Annotated in this window: 13 protein-coding genes; 2 read left to right on the top strand and 11 right to left on the bottom strand. The window is 45.8% G+C overall.

Going from position 1 to position 23,130, the window contains the following annotated elements; genetic code table 11:
• The first annotated feature begins 273 nt into the window (after window positions 1–273).
• Window positions 274–1,056: a MurR/RpiR family transcriptional regulator gene (locus PTQ21_RS20355; RefSeq protein WP_274566915.1), complete on the top strand. Its 783-nt coding sequence runs from the start codon at window positions 274–276 to the stop codon at window positions 1,054–1,056.
• Window positions 1,057–1,105: 49 nt separating this feature from the next.
• On the opposite strand, the gene PTQ21_RS20350 is transcribed toward PTQ21_RS20355, so the two are convergent.
• The 10 genes from PTQ21_RS20350 to PTQ21_RS20305 form a co-directional block, all read right to left on the bottom strand.
• Window positions 1,106–1,822, bottom strand: a complete 717-nt coding sequence (locus tag PTQ21_RS20350) for an N-acetylmannosamine-6-phosphate 2-epimerase (RefSeq protein ID WP_274566914.1) — start codon at window positions 1,820–1,822, stop codon at window positions 1,106–1,108.
• Window positions 1,823–1,827: 5 nt separating this feature from the next.
• Complete coding sequence (gene ptsG / locus PTQ21_RS20345; RefSeq protein ID WP_274566913.1) at window positions 1,828–3,402, bottom strand: glucose-specific PTS transporter subunit IIBC; 1,575 nt, start codon at window positions 3,400–3,402, stop codon at window positions 1,828–1,830.
• A 256-nt stretch (window positions 3,403–3,658) separates the two neighbouring features.
• Window positions 3,659–6,907 carry a glycosyl hydrolase gene (locus PTQ21_RS20340; protein WP_274566912.1) on the bottom strand — a complete coding sequence of 1,083 codons (3,249 nt, stop codon included), beginning with the start codon at window positions 6,905–6,907 and terminating at the stop codon, window positions 3,659–3,661.
• Window positions 6,904–8,922, bottom strand: a complete 2,019-nt coding sequence (locus PTQ21_RS20335; RefSeq protein ID WP_420800336.1) for a glutaminase family protein — start codon at window positions 8,920–8,922, stop codon at window positions 6,904–6,906. The genes PTQ21_RS20340 and PTQ21_RS20335 overlap by 4 nt, the downstream gene beginning before the upstream one ends.
• Window positions 8,923–9,054: 132 nt before the next feature.
• The gene (locus tag PTQ21_RS20330; RefSeq protein WP_274566910.1) at window positions 9,055–10,707 is read right to left on the bottom strand and encodes an extracellular solute-binding protein; all 1,653 of its coding nucleotides are present in this window, start codon (window positions 10,705–10,707) and stop codon (window positions 9,055–9,057) included.
• Between the two features lie 62 nt (window positions 10,708–10,769).
• Window positions 10,770–11,666: a carbohydrate ABC transporter permease gene (locus tag PTQ21_RS20325; RefSeq protein WP_063565068.1), complete on the bottom strand. Its 897-nt coding sequence runs from the start codon at window positions 11,664–11,666 to the stop codon at window positions 10,770–10,772.
• A 12-nt stretch (window positions 11,667–11,678) separates the two neighbouring features.
• Window positions 11,679–12,605, bottom strand: coding sequence for an ABC transporter permease (locus PTQ21_RS20320; RefSeq protein WP_082935088.1), 927 nt, complete (start codon window positions 12,603–12,605; stop codon window positions 11,679–11,681).
• A gap of 50 nt (window positions 12,606–12,655) precedes the next feature.
• Window positions 12,656–15,733, bottom strand: coding sequence for an alpha-mannosidase (locus PTQ21_RS20315; RefSeq protein WP_274566909.1), 3,078 nt, complete (start codon window positions 15,731–15,733; stop codon window positions 12,656–12,658).
• 46 nt (window positions 15,734–15,779) lie between these two features.
• Window positions 15,780–17,984 carry a hypothetical protein gene (locus PTQ21_RS20310; protein ID WP_274566908.1) on the bottom strand — a complete coding sequence of 735 codons (2,205 nt, stop codon included), beginning with the start codon at window positions 17,982–17,984 and terminating at the stop codon, window positions 15,780–15,782.
• A gap of 166 nt (window positions 17,985–18,150) precedes the next feature.
• Window positions 18,151–19,299, bottom strand: coding sequence for a GntR family transcriptional regulator (locus PTQ21_RS20305; RefSeq protein WP_274566907.1), 1,149 nt, complete (start codon window positions 19,297–19,299; stop codon window positions 18,151–18,153).
• A 305-nt stretch (window positions 19,300–19,604) separates the two neighbouring features.
• On the opposite strand from PTQ21_RS20305, the gene PTQ21_RS20300 reads away from it, so the two are divergent.
• Window positions 19,605–21,659 carry a GxGYxYP domain-containing protein gene (locus tag PTQ21_RS20300; protein ID WP_274566906.1) on the top strand — a complete coding sequence of 685 codons (2,055 nt, stop codon included), beginning with the start codon at window positions 19,605–19,607 and terminating at the stop codon, window positions 21,657–21,659.
• Window positions 21,660–21,874: 215 nt separating this feature from the next.
• On the opposite strand, the gene PTQ21_RS20295 is transcribed toward PTQ21_RS20300, so the two are convergent.
• On the bottom strand, window positions 21,875–23,023 hold the full coding sequence (locus tag PTQ21_RS20295) for a glycoside hydrolase family 76 protein (RefSeq protein WP_274566905.1): 1,149 nt from the start codon (window positions 23,021–23,023) through the stop codon (window positions 21,875–21,877).
• Between the last annotated feature and the right edge of the window lie 107 nt (window positions 23,024–23,130).

The raw sequence follows: 23,130 nt of genomic DNA, 5'->3' as shown, positions 1-23,130 counted from the left end.
AACAGGCCTAGCATAACAAGGGAAGATCAGCATTCGGTTAGCGGGAAGTAAAACTTATGTAAACTCTTACATTTATTTGACTTATAATATGGACAATGTTTTTAGTTAACATAATAATTAATATGGTTTTCCTCCTATTTGTATCAAAATATACAGACTATTTTTAAAGGTTTGATGAATTGGCTTTTAGGAAGTAGACTAATGAGGATAGACTATACAAAAGTTAACATGTTCTGGGAAAGGGGAATCATAATGTCATCCAGTGTCATCGACATGCTGCAGCTTGAATATCAACGTTTTTCAGCGAAAGAAAAGGAAATCGCTGATTATGTGATGCGTAATAAATCATCCATTAATAATATTAATATTAGGGATTTGGCTGCTTACACCAATGCTTCCATGTCAACCATTACTCGATTTTGTAAAAAAGTAGGTTGTTCTACCTTTGTAGATTTTAAAATTCGACTTAACCGTGAAGTGGATCAACCCCGCAATCAAACGGATTTCTTTATCAGAACACAGCAGATCCACAATGATATCATCAACGCAACCGCAGAAATGCTGGATACCGACAGAATCGAACAAGTGGTCCAGTACATAAAAAAAGCTCGCAGAATCTATGTTTATGGTTTGGGAAGTTCAGGTTTATCTGCTCTGGAGTTCAAATACAGACTAATGCGGATGGATATCGTCATTGATGCGGTGACGGATTCACACATGATGATCATGAGTGCTTCTCTTTTGGGCGAAGATGATCTGGTCATTGGTTTATCCAATTCAGGACGAACCTTAGAAGTCAGTGACGCATTAAACGCAGCCAAAAAAAGAGGAAGCAAAGTTGTTGGAATTACTAATTTTGATCACACACCCCTGTCTGAAGTCTCGGATTTGTGCATTTTCACACCGGATATCGGGCGAACCGGAGATGTGAGCTTCATCAACAGCCAATTAGCCATTATTTACATCCTGGATGTGATTTCTCTTCTATTACTTGAGGATGAACATTTACTCCATGCGCGGCAGCAAACGTTAAAAGCTCTTTATTCTGCTGAATAAATAAACAGCCAATCTATTTCGTTGGCTGTTTTGTTGATTTCTTCTTTTTTTATTGGACAGAAGGAGAAGGCTTTTTCACTTTAGCAATTTCTGAGACAAAACGTTCCGTAATTTGTTGAGGACGCGTAATGGCTCCACCAACAACAACACAATAGACTCCAGCTTCCAGACACGTTGCTGCCATCTCCGGGGTCATGATATTCCCTTCCGCAACAACAGGCGTTTGTACGCTAGTTAGAATTTCTTTCAAGGCTGCAAATTGATTATCATACAGTTTAATCCCTGCTGTCTCCTCTGTATATCCGACCAATGTAGAGGAGATCAGGTCAAAACCAAGTCGTTCTGCATTAACGGCTTCCTCTTTCGTTGCAATATCCCCCATTAATAGAAGTTGAGGATGTTTGGTGCGAATTTCATGTACGAATTCATCCAGTGATTTACCGTCCGGCCGTGCACGTAAAGTGGCATCAACCGCAACAATCTCTGCTTGGACCTCGGCAAGTTCATCTACTTCCAAGATCGTTGGTGTAATAAATACGGGATTGGTTCCGTAGTTTCTTTTCACTATACCTATGACGGGCAGATCAACCTGTTCTTTGATCTCTTTCACATCTACAGCAGTATTCGCACGAATACCGATCGCTCCTCCCTCTTTTGCTGCGACTGCCATGCGTCCCATAATCAGCGAACTATGAAGTGGCTCGTGCTCCAAAGCCTGACATGATACAACGAGACCACCTTGTAAACCTAATTTATCTAAATTCATTGCAATTACTCCGTTTCCATAATTTCTTCGATTTCATTTTTGATCACGGTAACCTGAGGGCCATAAATAACCTGCACTCCGTTACCGACAAGTACTACCCCTTTGGCTCCAGTAGCTGTAAGCGCATCCTTTTGAACCTTCTCGATATCCTTCACAGATACGCGAAGCCGTGTTGCACAGCAATCCAATTCGTTAATATTGTCTGCACCGCCAAGTCCATTCAGGATAGCGATGGAGCGTTCTTCACCTTTCGTTGATGCGGGTGTATTAGACTGCTGACTTTGCGTTTTGGCGTCTGCCTCTGATGTTACTTCTTCCTCACGTCCAGAAGTTTTTAAATTGAGCTTCACAATCAAGATTCGGAAGGTGAAGTAATAAAGGAAGAACCAGACCACTCCGATGATGGGAACGATAATCCAGTTCGTTTTGGCATTACCCTGAAGTACCCCGAATAAGATAAAGTCGATTAATCCACCTGAAAAAGTCTGACCGATTGTAATCTCAAAAATATGTGAAAGCATAAATGCCAATCCATCAAATACGGCGTGAATGACATACAGGATTGGAGCAACAAACAGAAATGAGAATTCCAGAGGCTCCGTAATTCCTGTCAAGAACGAAGTGAGTGCCGCAGACAACATCAATCCGCCAACTACTTTTTTACGTTCAGGCTTGGCCGTATGATAAATAGCGAGTGCCGCACCGAGCAAACCAAACATCATCGTGATAAAACGTCCTGACATAAATCGGGATGTACCCGAGAAGAACTTCTCGGTTGCAGGGTCTCCCAGTTGAGCAAAGAAAATATTCTGTGTTCCTTCGTAAACTTTTCCCGCAACGTCCATTGTTCCTCCGACTCCCGTCTGCCAGAAAGGCAGATAAAAGATGTGGTGCAACCCAAGTGGACCCAGCATCCGTAAAATAAATCCATATAACAGTGTTCCGATATACCCAGTTCTATCGACCAAACCTCCAAGCTGCGTTATACCGAGCTGGATGGTTGGCCAGATCAAGAACAAAGCAATACCAATAAAGATGGCCGCAAAAGATGAAACGATAGGAATGAAACGTGAACCTCCAAAGAATCCTAAGAATTGAGGAAGTTCTATTTTGTTGTATCGATTATGAAGCCATGCGGTAACCAATCCGACGACGATCCCTCCGAGTACACCGGTTTGCAGGGTTTGGATTCCAAGTACCATACCTTGACCGACACTAGCCAAATGATCTGCGGCAAGTTTCCCCGAATTGATCAGCATCGCATTGATCGATGCATTCATGACCAGATAAGCCAATCCTGCTGCCAATCCTGCTGTACCTTTGTCCGCTCTAGCGAGTCCAACAGCCACCCCAATGGCAAAGATCAAAGCCAGATTATCAAACACTATACTTCCTGCACTGCTCATCACCGTAAATATTTGCTGCAACCATGTGATCTGCAAAAATGGATACGAGTTAATCGTATTGGCGTTGGACAAGGCCCCTCCGATCCCCAGTAATAGACCCGCCGCTGGTAAAACAGCAATAGGAAGCATAAACGATTTACCAAACTTCTGAGCCTTCTCAAAATATTGCTTCACAGTGATATCCACCTCTCTAAAACTATTTTCATTTACATAATAATTATGAAAATGGTTTTCGTCAACACAATTTTAAATCGCTTTCATTACGTGTGAGGTCTAATCATTTGATGAATAACCCGGTTCAAATATAATTATTTCCAGCAAAGTAAAGCTCAGTCTTTTTGTTCCAATGCAAAAAAAGCCGCCAGTTTGGCGACTTTATCGTGTTCATATTCTTCCCCCGCGAATCCAAAACCTAAACCTGAATCATGCATTATTTCAATATTTTAGTTACAAGTTTTACCTGCCCATTCATGCCCGAAGGTAGTGAAGACTTTCCGTATAGATTCTCCAGTGTATTAGCCACATGAATGTCGATTACATTATTACCTGGCACCATGTAAGGCGTGACGTTCCAATGATAGGGTGGCCATAGCCGGATGCTAACCTGCTCCCCATTCACGTACAGGCAAGCCGTCTCTCTAAAGTCTTCCGCTTCCAGCCAAATTTCATTGGCCGTATTCAAGCTGATACCAGACAAATCCACTTGCTGCGAGTACACTCCTGCTCCCGAATAGAAAGGATAACCTTCAACATTCCAAACCCCAGTCATTTGTTCAGGTTCAACGGTTAATGTAGTCTGATTTTCTACAGCAAATGAACCAATCAGATAAGCAGGAAAGGAAATGGCTGGCATCGGTTCCAGCAGTGAAACCGTGAGAACTTCAAGCTCATTCTCCCCTTTAACAAGATGTTTGGTAATGTCCACACCAGCGTAATGAATATCTTGCCACATTGAAGGCTGGAGTGCTTCCATCCGTACTCCATTAATAAAGATTTCAACATTACGTCTGCGTTGGAGGAAACCAATATGGGATGGGATTTTTTGCTCGATATCGTCAAGAATTAGCTCAATCGTGAAGATCTGCTCATTTCCAGGTTCGTTTAAATGGACTGCATCTTGCTGTGATTTCATAAGCTCGATCCATTCTTCCGTTACGACAAATGTTGTCCGGTACGTGTTGACTTGGCCTGGCATCGTTGCATTCATTCTGGACTGACGGTCATTCAATGTGACCTGCCACTGATCCAATACAAGCACATTGGGTTCGACGGTCTGAAACTGCCAATGATCACCTAGTACCAACACATCGGAGGTATCTTGCACTTTATGATTTATAGGCTCTTGCGGTTTGGGATGTGTCGAATCTTCAGTGTGAAGCGGATCAGGTAAATGATCAAGTCTAACGGATAGAAGACGAAGCTCTCCCGGTACAAATGTTAGAACAGCATCATGACTCAACGGGTTTATACTCCCGTTTTCCAAGTTCCATTCTTCCATCTGTTCTTCTATGTGTTCTTTCACAGGGTTCTGATGGAGTTGAATGGTCACGGGCTGCTCCGACCAGTTCATCAGCCATGTGTGCACATGATCTTCAATTTTGCGTTCAACGCTAATGAGATCCTCAGCTTGCCCCTCGATCTGTTTCCAGGCAATCGCTGGTGATGATGTCGTTAACTCTCTTAACTGAACACACAAGTTCATAAGTGTGTCGTTATGAGCTGTGTTTTTCATGGAATAGAATAAGCTGTACCCTTTGCCAACCGCTTGTAATTTCCCGTCTTGAGGATTGGAACCATATAGTTCGTTCATATACTTCCGTAATTCCGGATCTTGGCGCTGTCGCTCACTGTCACAAGGAATTGCCCCAACCGCAATAAGCCTTCCACCACAGTTTACAAAGGTAACAAGCTGTTTTGCGATATCTACAGACATGACCGTAATTTCCGGCAAAATCAAAATCGAATATTCGTTTCGTTCTCCGTTAAACTGATATCCTCCAGCATGAGTAATCTTTGCCTCTCTGAGCTGATACTCATCCACATAATCGTAATCAATAGAGCTGCGCAGCATGCGGTCTGATAATAACGAAAACAGTTGATCCGTAGCTGGATGCTGGTTCGATTCACCGGATAAGAACATATGCTCATATACCGTGTGGATAGGTGACAACAGAAGTACTTCAGGTGTACGCTTCGTGAAAGAACCAAGTACACTCAACCGACCCAGATAATCGGCAAAAGCCCGATAATGTGGCCAATGCGGTGCATGCTTGAATTCCGTAGGTGGAAAGTCTGTTTTCCGATACCCTGCGAACGAATAGTAAAATGCATGCGGGATAAACAAATTAACACCCAAAAATGCCATAAAATTGGCATCAAGCCGCCTTTGTCGCATGGCATAGGCATGACCGCTTGCACCAAATGACTCACAAATAACTCTTTTTTTCCCGTCCAACTGTGCGACAGACCCGGCCGTCTTTACGGATACGATACGATGTGGATTCTCCTTTGTACCGATTCCATGTGTCAGGTAGTCCACACCTGCATAATGGAACTGCTGCAATACACGGGTTTGATTCCCCTGCGACCGAGCCTGCCCCCAGACGGGTTCTTCCAGCGTATGGCCGATGTATAGCAAGCTGTGTGATTCACACCACGAACGAATAGCTTCATGATAACCTTCTACATACCAACGGGTAATCGTATCATAATAGTCCTGCCTCGCAGACCTGCTGCCATCGGCCATACCATATAACAACGCGCCTAATCTTGGAATCAGATCATATCCGTTCTCCTGCTCATACCGCTCCACCATCCCATGTGTCCAAGCGAATACGATTCCGGGCAGATTTGCATTCACATCCTGAACCGACGTTCGGATGGCTTCGACTCCAAAAAAACCGTCATGGATCATGAGCCCGGGTTCATCCGTGAATACACCTTGAATGGTCACTCCGAAATGAGACTGAAATTGCTGAAACGGCTCGTATGCCGACTGAATGAAAGCCTGCACGGCTTCCGGGTTCAACGTGTCCAGATAATACCCTTTTGCAAACGTGATCCCTTCAGCAATTTCACAGGACCAGCAGGCAAGTATAATATAATCCTCGTCGTTATCAGGCTTCCATTCCTGTCCGCATAACTCTGTAATATCCTCAGGTTGATCATAGATCAGCCATTCCCCTTCTTGCTGGATGGCACGATAAGCGAGAATTGCGATGAGTTCATTGTTAGCGTAGGTGGCAAAATCGAGAGATAACATTTCCTGCTGCGCATCGTGTAAATATCTTCGTTCCTCAACCCTCAAGTATCTCATCCGATACTCGGGATATTGCCTCGTCAGCTTACCTCCCAGTGTTCCGCTCGGCCAATTGTCCTCATCATACAACCAGACCACCATATCACGCTTCTGGCACTCTTTTGTGCAGAAATCCACCGTATCCATGAACTCCTCTGACAGGTATGAGGCCTGCATCCCGTGACGCGCATGTAATACAACGCCGCCAACACCGGCTTCAACCATGGATTGAATTTGGTTTTCTAACTCAGGCTTGCTAAAACTGTGGTTCAAAAACCAAAAGGGCTGTGGACGATACGTCGCCTCAGGATTCTTGAACTGCTGTTGTAATTTATGAATATCCGTGATTTTCAACTCCAATTCATCACCTGATCTCATCATGATTTTGATACAGATGTCTTTCTCAGCAAAGGAATGAAAAATCCACCGACAACCGACCGATTTTGAAAATTCAACTGCTTTCCGGTGATGGTGTCATACCAGTCTGTTACAGGTACACGGCTCGATGTTTCATTCATAAAGTCCCACAGAGGAGAAATCATCTGTTCGAACTGAGGCTGCGATTCGCTCATGGAGGCACACCATACGAGCCAATCAGACTTGGTGTATGTCTCACGGCTATCCAGCGGTATGCCATATCGATTCTGTTTTAGCTGATAATAAGCCAACTCTTTAGCAGCCACTTCTTTTGAGAAAAGGTTGAAGTCCAACAAACGATCCCACACCAGATTGTATTTCATGCTCCATGACTCATCCGAGCTGTCAAAAGTCAGCTTGTAGTGATCACCTGCTGTCGCCATGGATGACCACTCCTCTGCCATTTTTTCAGCCGCTTCACGATAAACGGCACCATCCGGCAAACCAAGTTCATCACACATATACGCATAGGCGGCAATGCCTAATATCGCTTTAATCGATAAGTTCGCATTGTGCGCTAGATGTCCGGCGAAGTCGTCCGTGCACAGTTGATTGTCAGGGTCCAGACCATGTTGCAACAAATATGAAGCCCAAGTTGTTAGAAGTCCCCAGTGCTCACGGGCAAATTCCGCATGCTTCTCATATTTGCATACCGTTGCTGTCATCAGGAGCATATTGCCACATTCCTCGATGGGCATCTGGTATTCGAGTTTGTTCTCTCCGTAAACCTGGCCGTTAGCTTGGGGGTAAGTCCCCACGTCATGTGGAGCAAAATCAAACGTCCAATCCGTGCTTTCGGCATACTTATAGATTGGACGCATCATACCTTTGACCAATTCGGTGTTATACCTCAGAAACAACGGAATCGAGGGGTAGCTCACATCCACCGTCGCGATACAGCCGTTACTAAAATTCTCTTTGGAGAAAAATAATACTTCTCCTGCTTCATCAGCAACCAATTTATGTGCAGCAATCGCTTGCCGATAGGTCAATGCCAGAATGTCTCTATATTGGTTCCCACCTGTAGCCTGACTCTCCGTTAAGAGTTCCCGATTAAAGCGGTCGCATCGTTGTACTACCTCTTCATATTGATCCGCTGCTTTTACCAGCATTTCCTCAAATGTCACACCATCTTTCTTCCAATACGCATTCAGTGGTTGGTGAAAATATTCAATTGCATGAATATCATCATAGGCGAGCATCAGGTAGCGGGATGCTGGCTCTTCATGGATAAGACCCAAATCCATTTCAGTTGCCATAATAGCCATATCGCCAGATATGGACTTTGGCTGGATAGAATCATCTCCTGTCTTAAAAAGACCTGACCGGGCATACTCCTCACGCTTGGATACCGCATGGATGACCGATTGAGATTGATGAGATCGCTGAACCACCAGATACATATAACCCCAGTCTATTCTCGTATCATCTCCGGCACGTTTTAATATAGGTTGTTCCACCGTTCCTATAGACATGGCGTGTAACTGTTCATTAATTATATGAGACTCCCAGGTGACTTGCTGATCAGGAGTATGTGCACACCATTCACCTGTCACATCAAAATAGATTTTCACTAGATGGCCTTGACCATCTATCGCTCGAACATGGAACGTAACATACGTCACAGGTCTGGATAACATTTCAAGATCATCGAGCAATAGCGGTGTGGTAAAATGAACCTCAAGTTCGATGCCTTCTCCTTCAAAGGTGTAACGGGTAGTCACCGGCTCAACGGTTAGATTCGTCTGAGTGAGCACGTCAGGCTCCTCAACGGTTGAAGCTTCGTGAACGTCTACTTTCCCCATAAACCTTCTGATTTTGCCGTCAATGACAATCATGCCAACCATACCTTGAGTTTTATTCGTCCAGTGCCTGGTGTGATCATCATAGAGATGGTCAGCAGCAGACCATACGCTGAAATAAGGGTCTACCGTAATTAAAGGTACGGATGGTGGTCTAAATGTCGTCATTTGTTTCATCTCCTTCAATTCATTTTCCCAACGAAAACGGTACATCCTGATTAAAAGGGAAAGGCTTCGCTCGCCTTGTTGACCAAGGCGCTGCAAAGCCTATTTGATTTCCCTGATAATCGTTAACCTAACTCTTCAGCATCAGTTCGGCATTTGAACAGTTACGATATCTTTTCCTTTCAGGTTCTCATTGGTGAACTGCATCGCTTGGTCGTATCCGGTCTTCCGAAGCTGTTCCCTGAGGTCGTTGATAATGCTAAGGGCTGCTTCATCCGATTTTGCGAAAATAGCTTCCTTCCAGGCATCTCCCATCCGGTCCATGGAAGGCTTCAACATTTCCCATTCCGGTGATTTGGTGATCACATCGCCCGGGTTATAGGCTGTGATTACATGAATACCGTTTGGACGTAAGATTTTCCGGGCATTTTCCATGGCATCGAGTCTTTCCTGGTCTGCCCAGATGTCGCCGCCTGCTGCCGAATTGATCCGGTCAAGCCCCGTGATCGATTCCAGCCCAATGGAAATGCCCTCGTTTTTGCGGACTTTACCCGATTGATCTGCTGTAAACTTATCGAACCATTCTTGATTCGGTACAGGTTTACCATCCTTCATATCCCAGTGAACCCCTTGAACTCCGTACCGGGCCAGCATAAAACCTTCGTCAGAAGCCATGTAATCGAGAAACTTGAGCGCTGCATCTACACACTCGCCCTTGCAGCTACTGGTGATAGCCGTTACGTTGTTTCCTTGAATGCCAAGATCAACAGGCCGGCTCGGGTCAACATCTGCCCGCTCCAATGGTCCGATCGGGATGTAATCGCTTCCAGGATGTGAAGTAACATATTCTTTGGAGGCGTCCAAAATGGCCGGATAATGTGCGGCAAGGATAGCAATGCGTCCTTGATTAATTTTTTCTTTGGCAATAGGATCCGTCTGAGTAAAGGCTTCGGGGTCCATCAGCCCTTCCTCAACCAGTTTACGATAGAACAGCGTGTATTCTTCGTATCCTTTGGTGAAAAAGTTATGTTCTACCGTTCCGTCACCTTTGTCTACATAGCCTGCTCCGGAATAGAACATCGTGTTTCCGATACCTACGGACCATCCGTTACTAAATCCGCCCAGTGGAAACACGGGCTGACCGCTCTCCTTCAGGTTGGCATCTTTGATTTTTTGGAGGAAGTTATAGAAGTCTTCCTTCGTCACGACAGACTGAGGATCCACGCCGACTTTCTCGGCTATGTCTTTGCGAACATAGAAGCCATATAGCCAATCCATGCCGTCTTCGTTCGTTGCGGGCTGATTTTGTAAAAGTAAATATTTCTTGCCGTCATACGCATCTATCGCTTTTTCATACAATGCTGGCGGAACATTCTCTTTCGCGATGGATTTCGCCAGGTTTGGGTAATCCCCCAATTTATCGGATATATCTACCAGCTGTCCTTCTTTGGCAGCCTTGATGATCCCGTCCAGCTCGCCGCCCCATGCAGGTCCGGTGTAGATATCCGGCAAATCCTGTGTGGCGAAAATCTGGTTTACTTTCTCCGTCTCGCTGCCTTTCGTATATTCCCACTCCAAGGTGACGCCAGTTTTCTCTTTGATGACTTCCTCGACAGGGGTTATCCCATTATCCGATCCGCCTGAGCCATTCCAATTGTGCAAGATTTTGAGTTTACTTCCGTTCTCCCCTTCTGCGCCTTCCCCGTTTCCTGATGAATTCGTGCAACCGCTCAGCAAACCTCCAACCATGATGGACACGAGCAAGATGGATACGCCTTTCGACCAAATCCTGTTCAAACCAATCGCCTCCTTGATTAAATGATCTCGGTAAAGCTCTAGCAAATTCAGGTCAGGATGATCTACCCTTTAACCGAACCAATCATAACCCCCTTCACGAAATATCGTTGTAGAAACGGATATATACATAAGATCGGGAAAACCGTAATAACAAGCAATGCCATTCGAAGTGATTCAGGTGTTGCTCCTGCTCCACCGACTCCACCAACCGTCTGACCACCCTGCTGTGCTGCACGCTGCATCGAATTGGATAATGCCTCTGCTTCTGTCAGCATTTCTTGCAGTAGGGTCTGCACCGGTATCAAATCTTTGTTCGAGACGTAATAAGCGCCCGAGAACCAGTCATTCCAGTGGGCTACCCCAATAAACAGCGAGATCGTTGCAAGTACCGGCCCGGAAAGAGGCAGAATGATTCGTACGAAGATTTGAAAATCTCCATACCCGTCAATACGCGCCGATTCCTCCAGTTCCTCAGGTATGCCTTGCAGGAATGTCCGAATAATGATGATGTGCATGAAGTTGAACAACAAGGGCAAAACGTACACCCAGAAACTATTAATCAGATGCAGTTTTTGAAGTGTAATGAAGAACGGGATGAATCCCGCACTGAAAATCGTAGGCAAAAAGATGTAAAAGGTGAAAAAGGAGCGACCTGGCAATGTTTTTTTGGAAAGTGCATAGGCCATGAGTGTACACAATACAACGTGGAGAAAAGTACCCAGCACGGTGCGCATAATCGTAATTTGATATGCCTTCCAGATCCTTGCGTTATCGAATACCTGAGCATAGTTATCCAACGTGAATTGGCGGGGAAGAAAATAAATCGCGCCTTGCATCGAATCCTTACCGTCGTTCAGTGAATAAGCCAAGATATATATAAACGGGTAAATCATCGAGAATCCAACCAAAGCAAGAAAAATATAGTTAAGTACCGAGAATAAGGACCATTTTCGTTCCATAAGGTCACCTCCTTAGAACAGGGATACATCACTGACTTTGCGGGCGATGCGATTAACGGTTACAACCAGAATGAGTGCGATAACACTTTGGAATAGTCCTACAGCTGCAGCGTAACTGAGACGTCCTTCTCGAATCCCGGAGTTAATGGCATGCACGTCCAGTACACTGCCAAGACTTGCGGTTGCCGGTCCATTCAGGAGAAGCAGTTGTTCATAACCTGCGCTCATCAGACTGCCCACAGCGAGTATGAATAATATGATAGCTACATTGCGGATACCTGGAAGCGATACATGCCACATCTGTCTGAAGCGTCCCGCACCATCCATTTTGGCAGCTTCGTAAAGCTGCTGATCAATACCCGCAATGGCGGCCATAAAGATGATGGAATTCCAACCGATATTCTTCCAGATGTCTGAACCGACGATCATCTGATAGAACCATGTTGGATTATTCAGGAACTGGATCGACTCCGCTCCAAATGACCCCAATAAGTCATTGACTGGCCCCCCATACGGCGTTAGGAGCCGTTGCATCAGCGTAACCACGACGATCCAGGATACGAAATAAGGCAAGTAAGAAAGGGTCTGAACCGTCTTTTTGAATTTGATCATTCGTACTTCATTTAAGAGGAGTGCAAGAATGATTGGCATCGGAAAGCCAATTAGCAGTTTCATGAGACTGATGATGATCGTGTTACGGATGATGTCACCGGATTGATAGTAATTGAAGAACTGTTGAAAGTACTTAAGGCCTGCCCATGGACTTCCGGTGAATCCGCCAACGAAATTGTAATCCCTAAAAGCAACCTGAATTCCATATAGCGGTACATAGGAGAACAGGAAAAACCAGACGATTCCGGGCAGCATAAACAAATAAAAGAGTTTATGCTGCCAGATTCGCTTCATCAATCGATTGTTGCTCACTCTTGTCTTGATCACATTCCAACCTCTCCTTTCTCATAATGGACGGTCATCCATCCCAGCTATAGCTATCCTAACTTCAATCGTAACGTGATGATTTCAAATGGAGTGAAGGATAAAGCCATCTCGGATGCTCCTGCAAATGAAACGGGTGAAATGATATTTTCCATAAGATCAGTCGTCCAGGCTTCTGCTATATGGAATCCAAGATGTAATGCCGTGATGGCATGTGTTCCCGAAGTTTCATATAGACGGACGATGATGTCGTCTGCATCCTCGGCTTTTTTGACGGATTCCACCATGATGTGCGGATGATCCGGCTGAAGAAATGTTTTCGAATATGGGAGCTTACCGTTATGCTTACCAGATACAGATGATAAGGAAACTGTACGAAGCGGGATGTTCAGTTCATTACCTCTTCGATAGATCTCAGCCTGAACATGGTTGCCTTGATGCGGATATAACGAATAGGTGAACGTATGCTCCGCACGATCCGCTTCCGGATCAGGATACGAGCTGCTGCGCAGCAAATTCAGACCAAGCACATTATTGATGGCTCTATGACCATATTTACAATCATTAAGCAATGCGACTCCATAATCTGGCTCCGATAAATCAATCCACTGATGAGCACATATCTCATCCTTGGCGAAGTCCCACATCGTATTCCGATGAGTTGGTCTGGTCAAACTGCCAAATTGGATCTCACAGTGAACCTGATCTGTACGGATATTCACCGGGAATGAAGTACGAAGCATTTTACCATTCTCTCTCCAATCCACGGTCGTCTCGAAATCAATTCGTCTGCTGCCTTCTGTCAGAACCACCGTCTGGATCAGAGTGGATTCTCCATAGTTATATTCGAAGACCAACCCGACTTTTGGTCCTTCACGAAGCTCGCGAATGTCATGAAGCGTTAATGGCATACCTGTATGTGCGGAATAGTCATGACTGAAATCCCAAGCATCTCCTTCGTCGTGATACACACGAAGTGCATTTCCCGGATGACCTTGCGGAATGACTTCCCGCGCTTCAGCCTTGTCCTGTATGGAGATAATGGCTCCATTCCGATCAAACTTCACGATGAATGTGTCGTTCTCCACACAGCGTTCTTCAGCGGAAACGTGAAATTCCGACTCTTGTATTCCCGGAACTAACTGGGCGCATGATGCGATTTCATCTATAGCACCCTGGTCCACATGATCTGATACCATTGTGTATCCCATGGATGGAACCTGAACCTTGCGCCAGTTTCCATTCGTGTGAATCCATTCCTGACGCTCCCAAGGCAATGAATTGAATATCACCACGGAGCAGCTGGATGAGGATTCGATATTTGAAGAGATCTGGTCTGCCATATGGCTGTAGGTTTCGTTGATCATATTTTCTGTCTGATCTAAAAGTTCTTCATATCGTATGAGTGACTCATCGTACACACGCTTGATGGAAGACCCCGGAAGGATATCATGGAACTGATACAGGAGGACTTCCTTCCATATCGTTTCCAGTGACTCGGACGGATAAGACTTGCCTAGCTGTGAAGCCACAAGTACTGAGGCGAACTCCAATTCGCGCAGTGCTTTCTCCATCTTCCGGTTATACCGCTTACTTCGCGCCTGACTGGTCAGGGTTCCTTGATGCTTCTCCAGGTAAAGCTCACCGCGCCATGTCTGGAACCGTTCACGTTCCTCATTAAGTCGTTCGAAAAATTTCCAAGAAGGTTCCTGTATAACAGGGGACAAGCCAAGCAGGTTTTTCACCCGTGTCAGCCGCTCCAAATGCTCTTCGCCAGGTCCTCCGCCTCCGTCTCCTATACCAAAGAGCATTAGCGCATGGTTTGATACATTTTTATCCAGATACCCCTGTTCAGCACTGATGATCGAACGCGGAGCTGCAGGACTGTTGTAAGTATCCTCTGGTGGCATATGTGTTAATACAGCTGAACCATCAATTCCCTCCCATAGAAAGGAATGATGGGGATGCCGGTTATACTCACTCCAGGAGAGCTTCTGGGTCATCATGTAATCCACACCGGATTTCTTTAATAACTGGGGCAAACTTGCCGAGTAGCCGAATACATCAGGCATCCAGAGCGATTTCATTTCCAGGCCAAATTCCTGCTGGAAATAACGCTTGCCATACAAAATCTGGCGTACGAGTGATTCACCACCAGGCACATTGGTATCCGATTCTACCCACATGGCGCCTTGCGGTTCCCATCTGCCTTCACGTACACGTTCCTTGATCTGCTCATACAGCTTGGGATAATGCTGCTTCATCCAATCGTACAGCTGCGGTTGGCTCGCTCCGAACACATAATCAGGATAACGCTCCATCATGCGAAGCACAGTTGAGAACGTTCTAGCTCCTTTACGGATCGTTTCACGGATCGGCCATAACCAGGCCAAATCTATATGAGCATGACCCACAGCGCTTAGGGTTAAGACCGGATCGCCCCCCTGCAGGGTTAGCTGTTCATGTAGTCGTTTCTTCGCTTGCTCGACACTCTCTTTCGAGAAATCGATCAACTGTACTGAAATATCATAGAGCGTCTGATAGATTCTCTCCTTCCGAGCGGAACCGTCATGGAGCTGCTCTGCGGTCTCCAAGAGCACCTCGGTATCGTAATAGAGTTCCCGAATATCTTCCCTACAGTAGGCGATAAGTGCTTCTTTCAACGTCCCTCCCCGATACTTGCCGAACAGATCGTTATTGCCTGCATCTGCCCACACTTCAACTTCCTGTCCATTTACAGATGTCTCATGGAGCTGCACGACTCGTTTCCCAGGCAGACCTAATGAAAAATCAAATTCGGAGTTAATCGTCGTCAACCCTTGGATAGGTGACCCTTCATGGTCAACCAGACACAGCTCACCGTTGACATCCAGCAAGAGGACCGTGGTTTGGTTACCTGTGACTGCCGGAAGATTACCTGCAAAACGGAACCAGGCACAATCCCATAATTCTCCCCATTGTTCTCCTTGCTTGAGTGTCACTTTCGTGCCGGTCATCCGTTCCTCGTAAGGTACGGGCTCTGGTGTAATCCAAGCCGTCACTTCTAATTCGGCAATCGGCTCATATATGGCTTCCCGAAGTTTGTTTAACATCTGTTTTAACCGTTCTGGCCTTATCGGTTCGTAGGGCATGCTAGTATACTCCTCTCTGTTACATCAATCAGGTTGTATTGTGAATTCAGGAAGTCCAGCGGACATGAACCTCTGCATTGTTCTCTTTGCCATGTTCGTACTGAAGAAGCACTGTCTTTGAATCCGGGTCCCATTCCCATACCACGGGGACCATCTGCTCTTGAATGACATACTGGGCAGATAATGGTCTGGCCTTGCAATACAACCTTGCTGTTGCCTTCATGTTGGAAGGTCCTCTTGCAATGAATCGAAAACCTGTGGCCGACTGAGATAGACCTTCTATTCGGGAAGAAGCAGCAATGACGGATACTTCTCCATCCGTTGGACGACCCGCTTCAATATCATAGAGCAAGGCTTGCTCTCCCGGATTTAGGGTCACCTGGCTCAGCACTGAGAGCTTTGAATTGAACAAATCCACAATCGGACCTGGAATGACTACTGCCTCTTCGCTGACCGATTCATCGAGCACCGATACGATTAGATAGGGACCTCGTCTAATTTTGAAATATGGTTTCGATTCCCACTGTAGTTCTGGTCCGTGGACAGCTTCCATCGTTTCTTTGACAGATTGGCGCAGCCGATCAGCCCCTGCCTTCGATAAAGTGAAGTCAGCCGGATGTTCATCCAGCCAGTAAACTACCCCTTTTCCTACCTTATTGACACCTTGCCTCTTATCTTTTAGACCTAGTTGTTCAAACAAATGTGCTCGAGGGGAGTTATACGTCTGATCTGACTGCTCATGCTTGCGGTCATGGTTCCACCATGCACGAATATCTTGATACGGGTCGCTGTCATCGCCTACATAGATTAACGCTCCACCATCCTGTACCCACTGTGCAAGGGCATAATGAATGTCCGGATATTCCGGTTTGATAAATTCATAGCTCAGTATGAGCACACGATAAGTTGCCAAGTAACCCGGATACCGCCTTACATTATCCAGTTGAAGTGGACGGACAGGAATACCATGTTTCAATAACGGCAGTGTCAGACCGTAAAAAGGAGAAAAATCGAGTAGTTCTGTATCGCCATCCTCCTGGAATCCTTCAGGATCTGTCCCATCGTATTTACCGGCATGAGGTGCATTTGGATCTGGCTTCATTCGTTGAAACATTGCTGAGTCAGCAATAAAAACGCCAACTTGTAATGGCTCCTCTGCTGTTTCAATCACATCCTGATTCATGTTACCAAGAGTGTGCATGACCTGAAGCAAAGTTGTGGCATAGTCTGACGGAATTTGCTCCTTGCCAGAACCATCCTCGGATGGATAAGTGCATTGAAAGATGCGTCGAGGCCAAGGTGCGACTTCATAATGGGCGACCCCGGGATGCAGCAGTGAGGCAACCACCGTTTTTAAATAGTTCTGGCGGTAATCAGCCCAGGTGTAATTCGGGTTATCTTCGATCGGATCATGCAGGAACCACATTCGTCTGTCGGTCCCACGAACCAGTTCCTGCATGACGCCGTATTCGAGGTAAGCGGTTTCAAACGTACGTTCCTTACGCAACCCTTCATACACATTGGGGGTTCGGGATGTCCCGGTCCAGATCTGTGCAATATACCCATCGATGGAGGGCAGCTCTAGAAGCTGAGATTGTGGACTGACAATACGCCACTGTGTGTAATTAATCAGACTATGAGTCGGAACATAAAAGCGAAGGACACGACCATAACGTTTTAACGCGTAGTCCTTCATCTCGGCACATAATCGGTCCAGGACACGTGTATATAAATACGCTTTTAATTTGGAAGCTCGAAATTGGGCATCAGGTGAAGCATGTGGCGGAATCCAAGGCTCTTTGTAATACAACTGCCATTCCCGTTTAAAAGCTTCTGAATAGCCTCCGTTTACCCAGAATTCAGGTTCCTCCAGATGGATGGCTTCCACACCGGCGTCAACGGCAATACGTATTCGATCCGCTATGTAATGACCAAAGGAAATGGTAGGCACCATGTATGGAATGACTGGCTCGCTCCCATGAAGAATCATGTTGCCTTCCCGGTCCATTTGAGCTTCATCCCAATGTGTTGCTCCATCGACCTCACCATCCAAATAGCTGTTGTAGGTCCCCCAAGCAACTCCTGTCATCAAATGAACCACATATCCTTTTTCTTTCCACTTCAGAATGCGTTCCTGCATCGACTCATCAATCCCGTAAACCATCACAAAGTCAGTCTGTAAATCATAATCCGGATGGTAAGCAGCAGATTCTTGAAATCCCGTACGCTCTTCCTTTCGATCTCGTGCCATTTTCTTAACCTCCCCAAGCTCGTATTTGATTTGGGTTGCAATGTATGACTATCCATCTTTTTCTAGACTATAATATATGATATGAATATATTCAATATGTTTTTTATACAAACATAAAAAAACCTTCTCCGCTTCTCTACGGAAAAGGTTTTCTTTTCTTGTTAAATTAAGCTTGAGGAACCGTTCCGGTAGTTTGACGTACGACCAGCTCGGGTTCAATCAGCATTTTGCTATAACTTTTCGTTTCCCCATGACCACGTAATACTTCCAGTAATTTAGCAGCTGCCCGATACCCCATATCCCGCTCAAATTGCTTAACATGGGTAAATATACTGAATTCCTCCACGATTGAGGTGGGATCATCGAAGCTTACTATCGATACATCTTCAGGCACTTGAAGCCCTGCTTGCTTGGCCATTTGATAGATTTGCACACCCAACCTGCCGTTAAGCGAAACATAGGCTGTGACCATTCGATTTTGGATATATCGATACAAAGGATGGGCCTCCGCTTCCTTAAGTTCAGTTAACGGTTGGAAATCTGTGATCATATGAGCAGGATTAATTAACGCGCCTTTGCCTTTTAAAGCCTCAATATAACCTTCGATCCGCTCCTGAACCGTAACTGTCTGAAGGGGAGAATCCGAGCAAATAGCGATATCCCGGTGTCCCAGCTCCCAAAGATGCTCCACAGCTAGCCTTGTGCCCCGTCTGCCATCTGCCGCAATATAATGTGTCTCGACCCCTGGCAAATAACGGTCCATCAGTACAAAAGGAAAACCCGAGAGCTTCATGCCAAGGATCTCCTCGTTGTAGTTCTCTTCATCAACAGGAAAGATTAATAGACCTTCTGCCCCAAGCGCCTTCATTTCCTTGATGACATCCTTCTCTTTATCCACCTTGCCATGTGTAAACATGATCATGCTGCGATATCCTTCGTCACGCAAGGCTTGCTCAATTCCCTCAACGAGCCTGATGGCAAAATAATCATGGATGGAGGGCACAATGATGCCAATCATTCCTGTAGACAGTGTCCCCTCTCTACCTTTCATTGTGTTCGCTTGCGATGAGGTCATAGAAGCACTATCCGCTTCTTCAGCTACAAAACTGCCTTTCCCCGGCACACGCGCAATTAACTTTTCATTTGCTAATCCGGTCAAGGCATTGGCAACTGTAATTTTACTGACCTGAAACTGATCCATCAGTTCCTTCTCTGTCGGTATGCGATCACCGGGTTTCATATTTTCTTGAGTTATGACATGTCTGATATAGTCCTGGATTTGTTGATACAGTGGAATTCGATCATTTGTACTCATTTTGATCACATCACCAATTCATTCATAATATTTGAGATATATAATATATCCTTTCACCTGCAAGTGCAATAAACAAGCTGAGCTTATCTGCAGTTGCAAAGATTATCTCCTTGATATCATCGCATTTAATATGCCTGATTTCCAGGAATAATGGGAAGTTTTGTCGAACCCCTTGTAAAATTATATATGAATATATTTAATATGTGTTGGATAGAGATGTGTGGATTGGCTTTTGGCCACAAGAGGAGGGTGGGTATTACGGGCACATACTCTAATTCTTGACTATAACAAGGAGTGAATTCGCCATGGCTCGTAGATTCACGATGCTCTGTTTAGCTCTCATATGCGCTTTTTCATTAACCGCCGGCGCTGCTTCAGCTACGGAAACGAATGTACAGACAGCCAAACCTGATGGGTCCAAACACCGTGAACTGCCAAGTTTCAAAAAGCCGAAACATTTGGATGCAGCCGACATCTATGATGCGTCAGGTGACATCAAATTGTTGCTGGGAACATTACAGGGTATCGTTAACAGAGAACAACCCCGAATCTATCTGATTGAGTCCCAGGAAGAAGGAAAATTGACCTGGCTTAAGGACATCAAGGTGCCTTACACGCTTCATCAGGATTATTGGGAAGTGTTCTCTGCTTATCGCAACGAAGTCAAAGGCATGGTTGTATATGATCCCAAAGTACCTGATACGATTAACGTAGCAACCACGCTCGCAGGACTGAAGAATGCTGTGGTTGCCAGTCCCGAGTTAGCAGTCAAATTGTCCAAAGCCCCTTACAAATTGAAGATTGTAGATGACCTGCGGGGTAAATTCAATAGTCGGATAGATGCCTATACCTGGCAGTATGAGAATCTGTGGAAGAAAACGAACCACCAGATGTTAATTGGACTTGATCCGGATACGGCGATTCGCATTCCATCCGGCATGCCTGAATCCTTTGTTACGATAACGGAGGAAAAACAACAGATTCGAGATGCAAGCAACCGTGACACGTATTCCCTGGACCTTTCTTCACTCTTGGGAAAATCTTCAGTATATCTCCGATTTGATGACGCTTTCACTCAGGATGGCTGGGGACCGGCTGTACATGAGATTACGGTCAAGGCGGATGGAAAAGAGATCGCTAACTTTATCGCAGGAACACCGGAAGAAGAACAATTCCTCTATGACAGACAGAATTCCAAGGTTGCTGAAGGAGAAGGCGGCCACCGTTTCGCCGATAATGGCAATTATTTTGTGTATGAATTCACTCCTCCTGCGGGTACTCAGAACCTGACGGCTGAAGTGGACATGTGGAATCAGTATAAAGTATCCGCGGGTAATATCCGCCCTCTCTCGGCTGAGCAACGGGAGCCCTATGCATATTTAAGGGATTATGCAGTCGCTAATAAAGCGATGGTATTCTGGTTGGATTCCAATATACCTGAGCAAAAAGCACTCTTCGAGAAGATCATGTCTGATGTAAAACCCGGAACTCCCTACCTTGGCTGGTTTAGCAATGATGTCGAAGGTGAGTTCAGCTCCGTTGAGATCGCATCTCGATATGGCGTCTATGTTCTCGCAGCGGATTGGTTCAGCAACCTGACTGTTTTCTCGGGGACAAAACCGAATCTCACCCCGGTGAAAAAATCTCCGCGACCTGCGCTGGAGAACAAAATCTATGTAACGTATACCTTTACGGAAGGCGATAATTTTCAGTATAACCAGCATCGCATGCGTGTGATGTGGGATGATCCGGCCAGGGGTAAGGTTCCGATTAACTGGACTTCAAGCCCGCTTCTCTACGAAGGTGCACCAGCAATATTGAATTATTATGTGAACACCGCAACCCCGAATGATCTGCTGATCGCAGGACCATCCGGTGCAGGATACTTCTATCCAGAGGCATGGCCCGACTCAAGCTTCCGGCAATTTTTGCAGCAAACTGAAAAATATATGAAAAAGACTGGCATGACCATTCCTTATGTGTTGAACCGTGTAGACAGCGAGAATGTACCTCTCACGCCATTTAAAGCCAAGGCTTATGCACAGGATTATCATGCACCCGGCTTATTCATCAGCTATGAAGACAACTATGGTGTGGAAATCGTTGATGATAGCCTGCCCGTATCCACAATTCGTGGGATAAGTACCGTGCAGGATGGATTACAGGTGCTGAATGAAGCGAAAGCGAATTGGGATGGTAAATCGCCATTGTTCGTTTCCCTTGGATTGCTTGCATGGAGTACGACTCCATCCGATGCACTGGCGATCACCGAAGAACTCGGAACAGAATTCAAGGTTGTCCGTGCTGATGACTATTTCTCCCTAATCCGAGAAAGCTACAACTTACCCGCTAGCAAGTAATCACCATACCTACAATGAATTTGCAGACGCATAAAAGCATCGTACCCTGAGTAATTGGGTACGATGCTTTTTTCGAATGAAGCCTCACGCTGATTTACCGTTTAACAGTGACACCGGAACATAACAGCACCGCATGATCTTTCTCTTGGAAAGACTCATGCAGGCGCTGACCTCTAATAATTACTATCCTATTAACCTATCTTCCACTCAAATGGCTACTTCTTCACTGGTCTATCCGGTTTACCTGGCTTATCCGCTTTGCCGTCTTCCAGCTTAGCAGCTCCTTCCAGCAGAAATACGCCGCTGAGCTGAGCCGTAAGGTCGAGTGGGTTCTGGGCTGCTTTACCCCATGCCTGACCGAACAATCCATTGTCCCGGCTACCTTTCAGTAAGGCATCGGCATTGCGATAGACTGCCTTTTTCAGGCTCTTGTTATGCCCGACTTCATACAACTCAACCATGTAGCGGATCAGGATGCCTTTGAACAACGCCCCGTCCCCGTCGCCGTCCTCTTTAAATATGCCCGTCTTCTCATCCGTTAAGGTCTTCAAAGAACCAGCTGCGGTTTTCTCGGCATCTTTCATATACGTCTTCTTTCCTGTTATCCGGTAGAGTTCAACACCCGCTCCGATAAACGTGCCTTGATTGTACGTAAAGATCCATGCTTCATTCACATCCAGTGTGCCATCCTCCTTCAGCACCAAACCATCCGCTACCAGGCCCGTTTTCGGATTAACCAGATGTTGTTTCTCCCAATCATATATTTTTTTGGCCCATTCCAGATCCCGCTCATCGCCAAAACGTTCATACAACCTTGCAGCCAAGATAGCGGCAGGCCCATTGGAGCATGCATTTCGGTTATAACGCTGATCCTTTTTCCAAGCCATACCGCCAAGCTCATCTTCCCACCAGGCGGTCTTGATGTCATCCCACAACTCCATTACGTATCCCTTCATCTCTTCACTGCCTGTTGCATCATACAGACGAAGCCCGGCGAGCGCGAGCCATTCCATATCATCGTAGAATTCATTGTGAAGTGAACTATTGCGTGCAATGATACTGCGAACGAGTTCTTCTGCACGCTCAGTGTAGGCCTTGTCTCCTGTACGTTCGTATCCGTCCACCAATGCATCGACCGCATGGGCCTTCCACCAGTAATTCAATGCCTGTTCACCTTCTGGTGTTGATGGATAAGCATTATTCATCATTTTTGATGCATCGTTCCAGTAGTATTCATGCAGCTTCTCTTGCGACCACTGCGCCTGATCTGCATAGCGATTCTTGCCACCGCTTGTTGCCCCCATGGTGGTGACCAGAATAATGCTGAGTACCAGCGTGAGGCTAACCATTTTCCTTTTGCTCATCAGATCCCTTCCCTTCTCCAATCGACGTATAACTAACAGTTTTACCCGTAAAGCAGTGTCAATCCCTTGCTCCAGCTCTGTTCACGCCTGTCCCTGACGGTGTTCCT

It is taken from the genome of Paenibacillus marchantiae (assembly GCF_028771845.1).
In the GTDB taxonomy this organism is placed as follows: Bacteria; Bacillota; Bacilli; order Paenibacillales; family Paenibacillaceae; genus Paenibacillus; species Paenibacillus marchantiae.
This window is presented reverse-complemented; position numbering and strand designations above follow the sequence as displayed.

Excerpts from the sequence above, each read along its gene's own strand:
- PTQ21_RS20300 (WP_274566906.1), top strand. The coding sequence starts at position 19,605 with ATGGCTCGTAGATTCACGATGCTCTGTTTAGCTCTCATATGCGCTTTT.
- PTQ21_RS20355 (WP_274566915.1), top strand. The coding sequence starts at position 274 with ATGCTGCAGCTTGAATATCAACGTTTTTCAGCGAAAGAAAAGGAAATC.
- PTQ21_RS20335 (WP_420800336.1), bottom strand. The coding sequence starts at position 8,922 with ATGAAACAAATGACGACATTTAGACCACCATCCGTACCTTTAATTACG.
- PTQ21_RS20295 (WP_274566905.1), bottom strand. The coding sequence starts at position 23,023 with ATGAGCAAAAGGAAAATGGTTAGCCTCACGCTGGTACTCAGCATTATT.
- PTQ21_RS20350 (WP_274566914.1), bottom strand. The coding sequence starts at position 1,822 with ATGAATTTAGATAAATTAGGTTTACAAGGTGGTCTCGTTGTATCATGT.
- PTQ21_RS20340 (WP_274566912.1), bottom strand. The coding sequence starts at position 6,907 with ATGATGAGATCAGGTGATGAATTGGAGTTGAAAATCACGGATATTCAT.
- PTQ21_RS20310 (WP_274566908.1), bottom strand. The coding sequence starts at position 17,984 with ATGGCACGAGATCGAAAGGAAGAGCGTACGGGATTTCAAGAATCTGCT.
- PTQ21_RS20315 (WP_274566909.1), bottom strand. The coding sequence starts at position 15,733 with ATGCCCTACGAACCGATAAGGCCAGAACGGTTAAAACAGATGTTAAAC.
- PTQ21_RS20325 (WP_063565068.1), bottom strand. The coding sequence starts at position 11,666 with ATGGAACGAAAATGGTCCTTATTCTCGGTACTTAACTATATTTTTCTT.
- PTQ21_RS20305 (WP_274566907.1), bottom strand. The coding sequence starts at position 19,299 with ATGAGTACAAATGATCGAATTCCACTGTATCAACAAATCCAGGACTAT.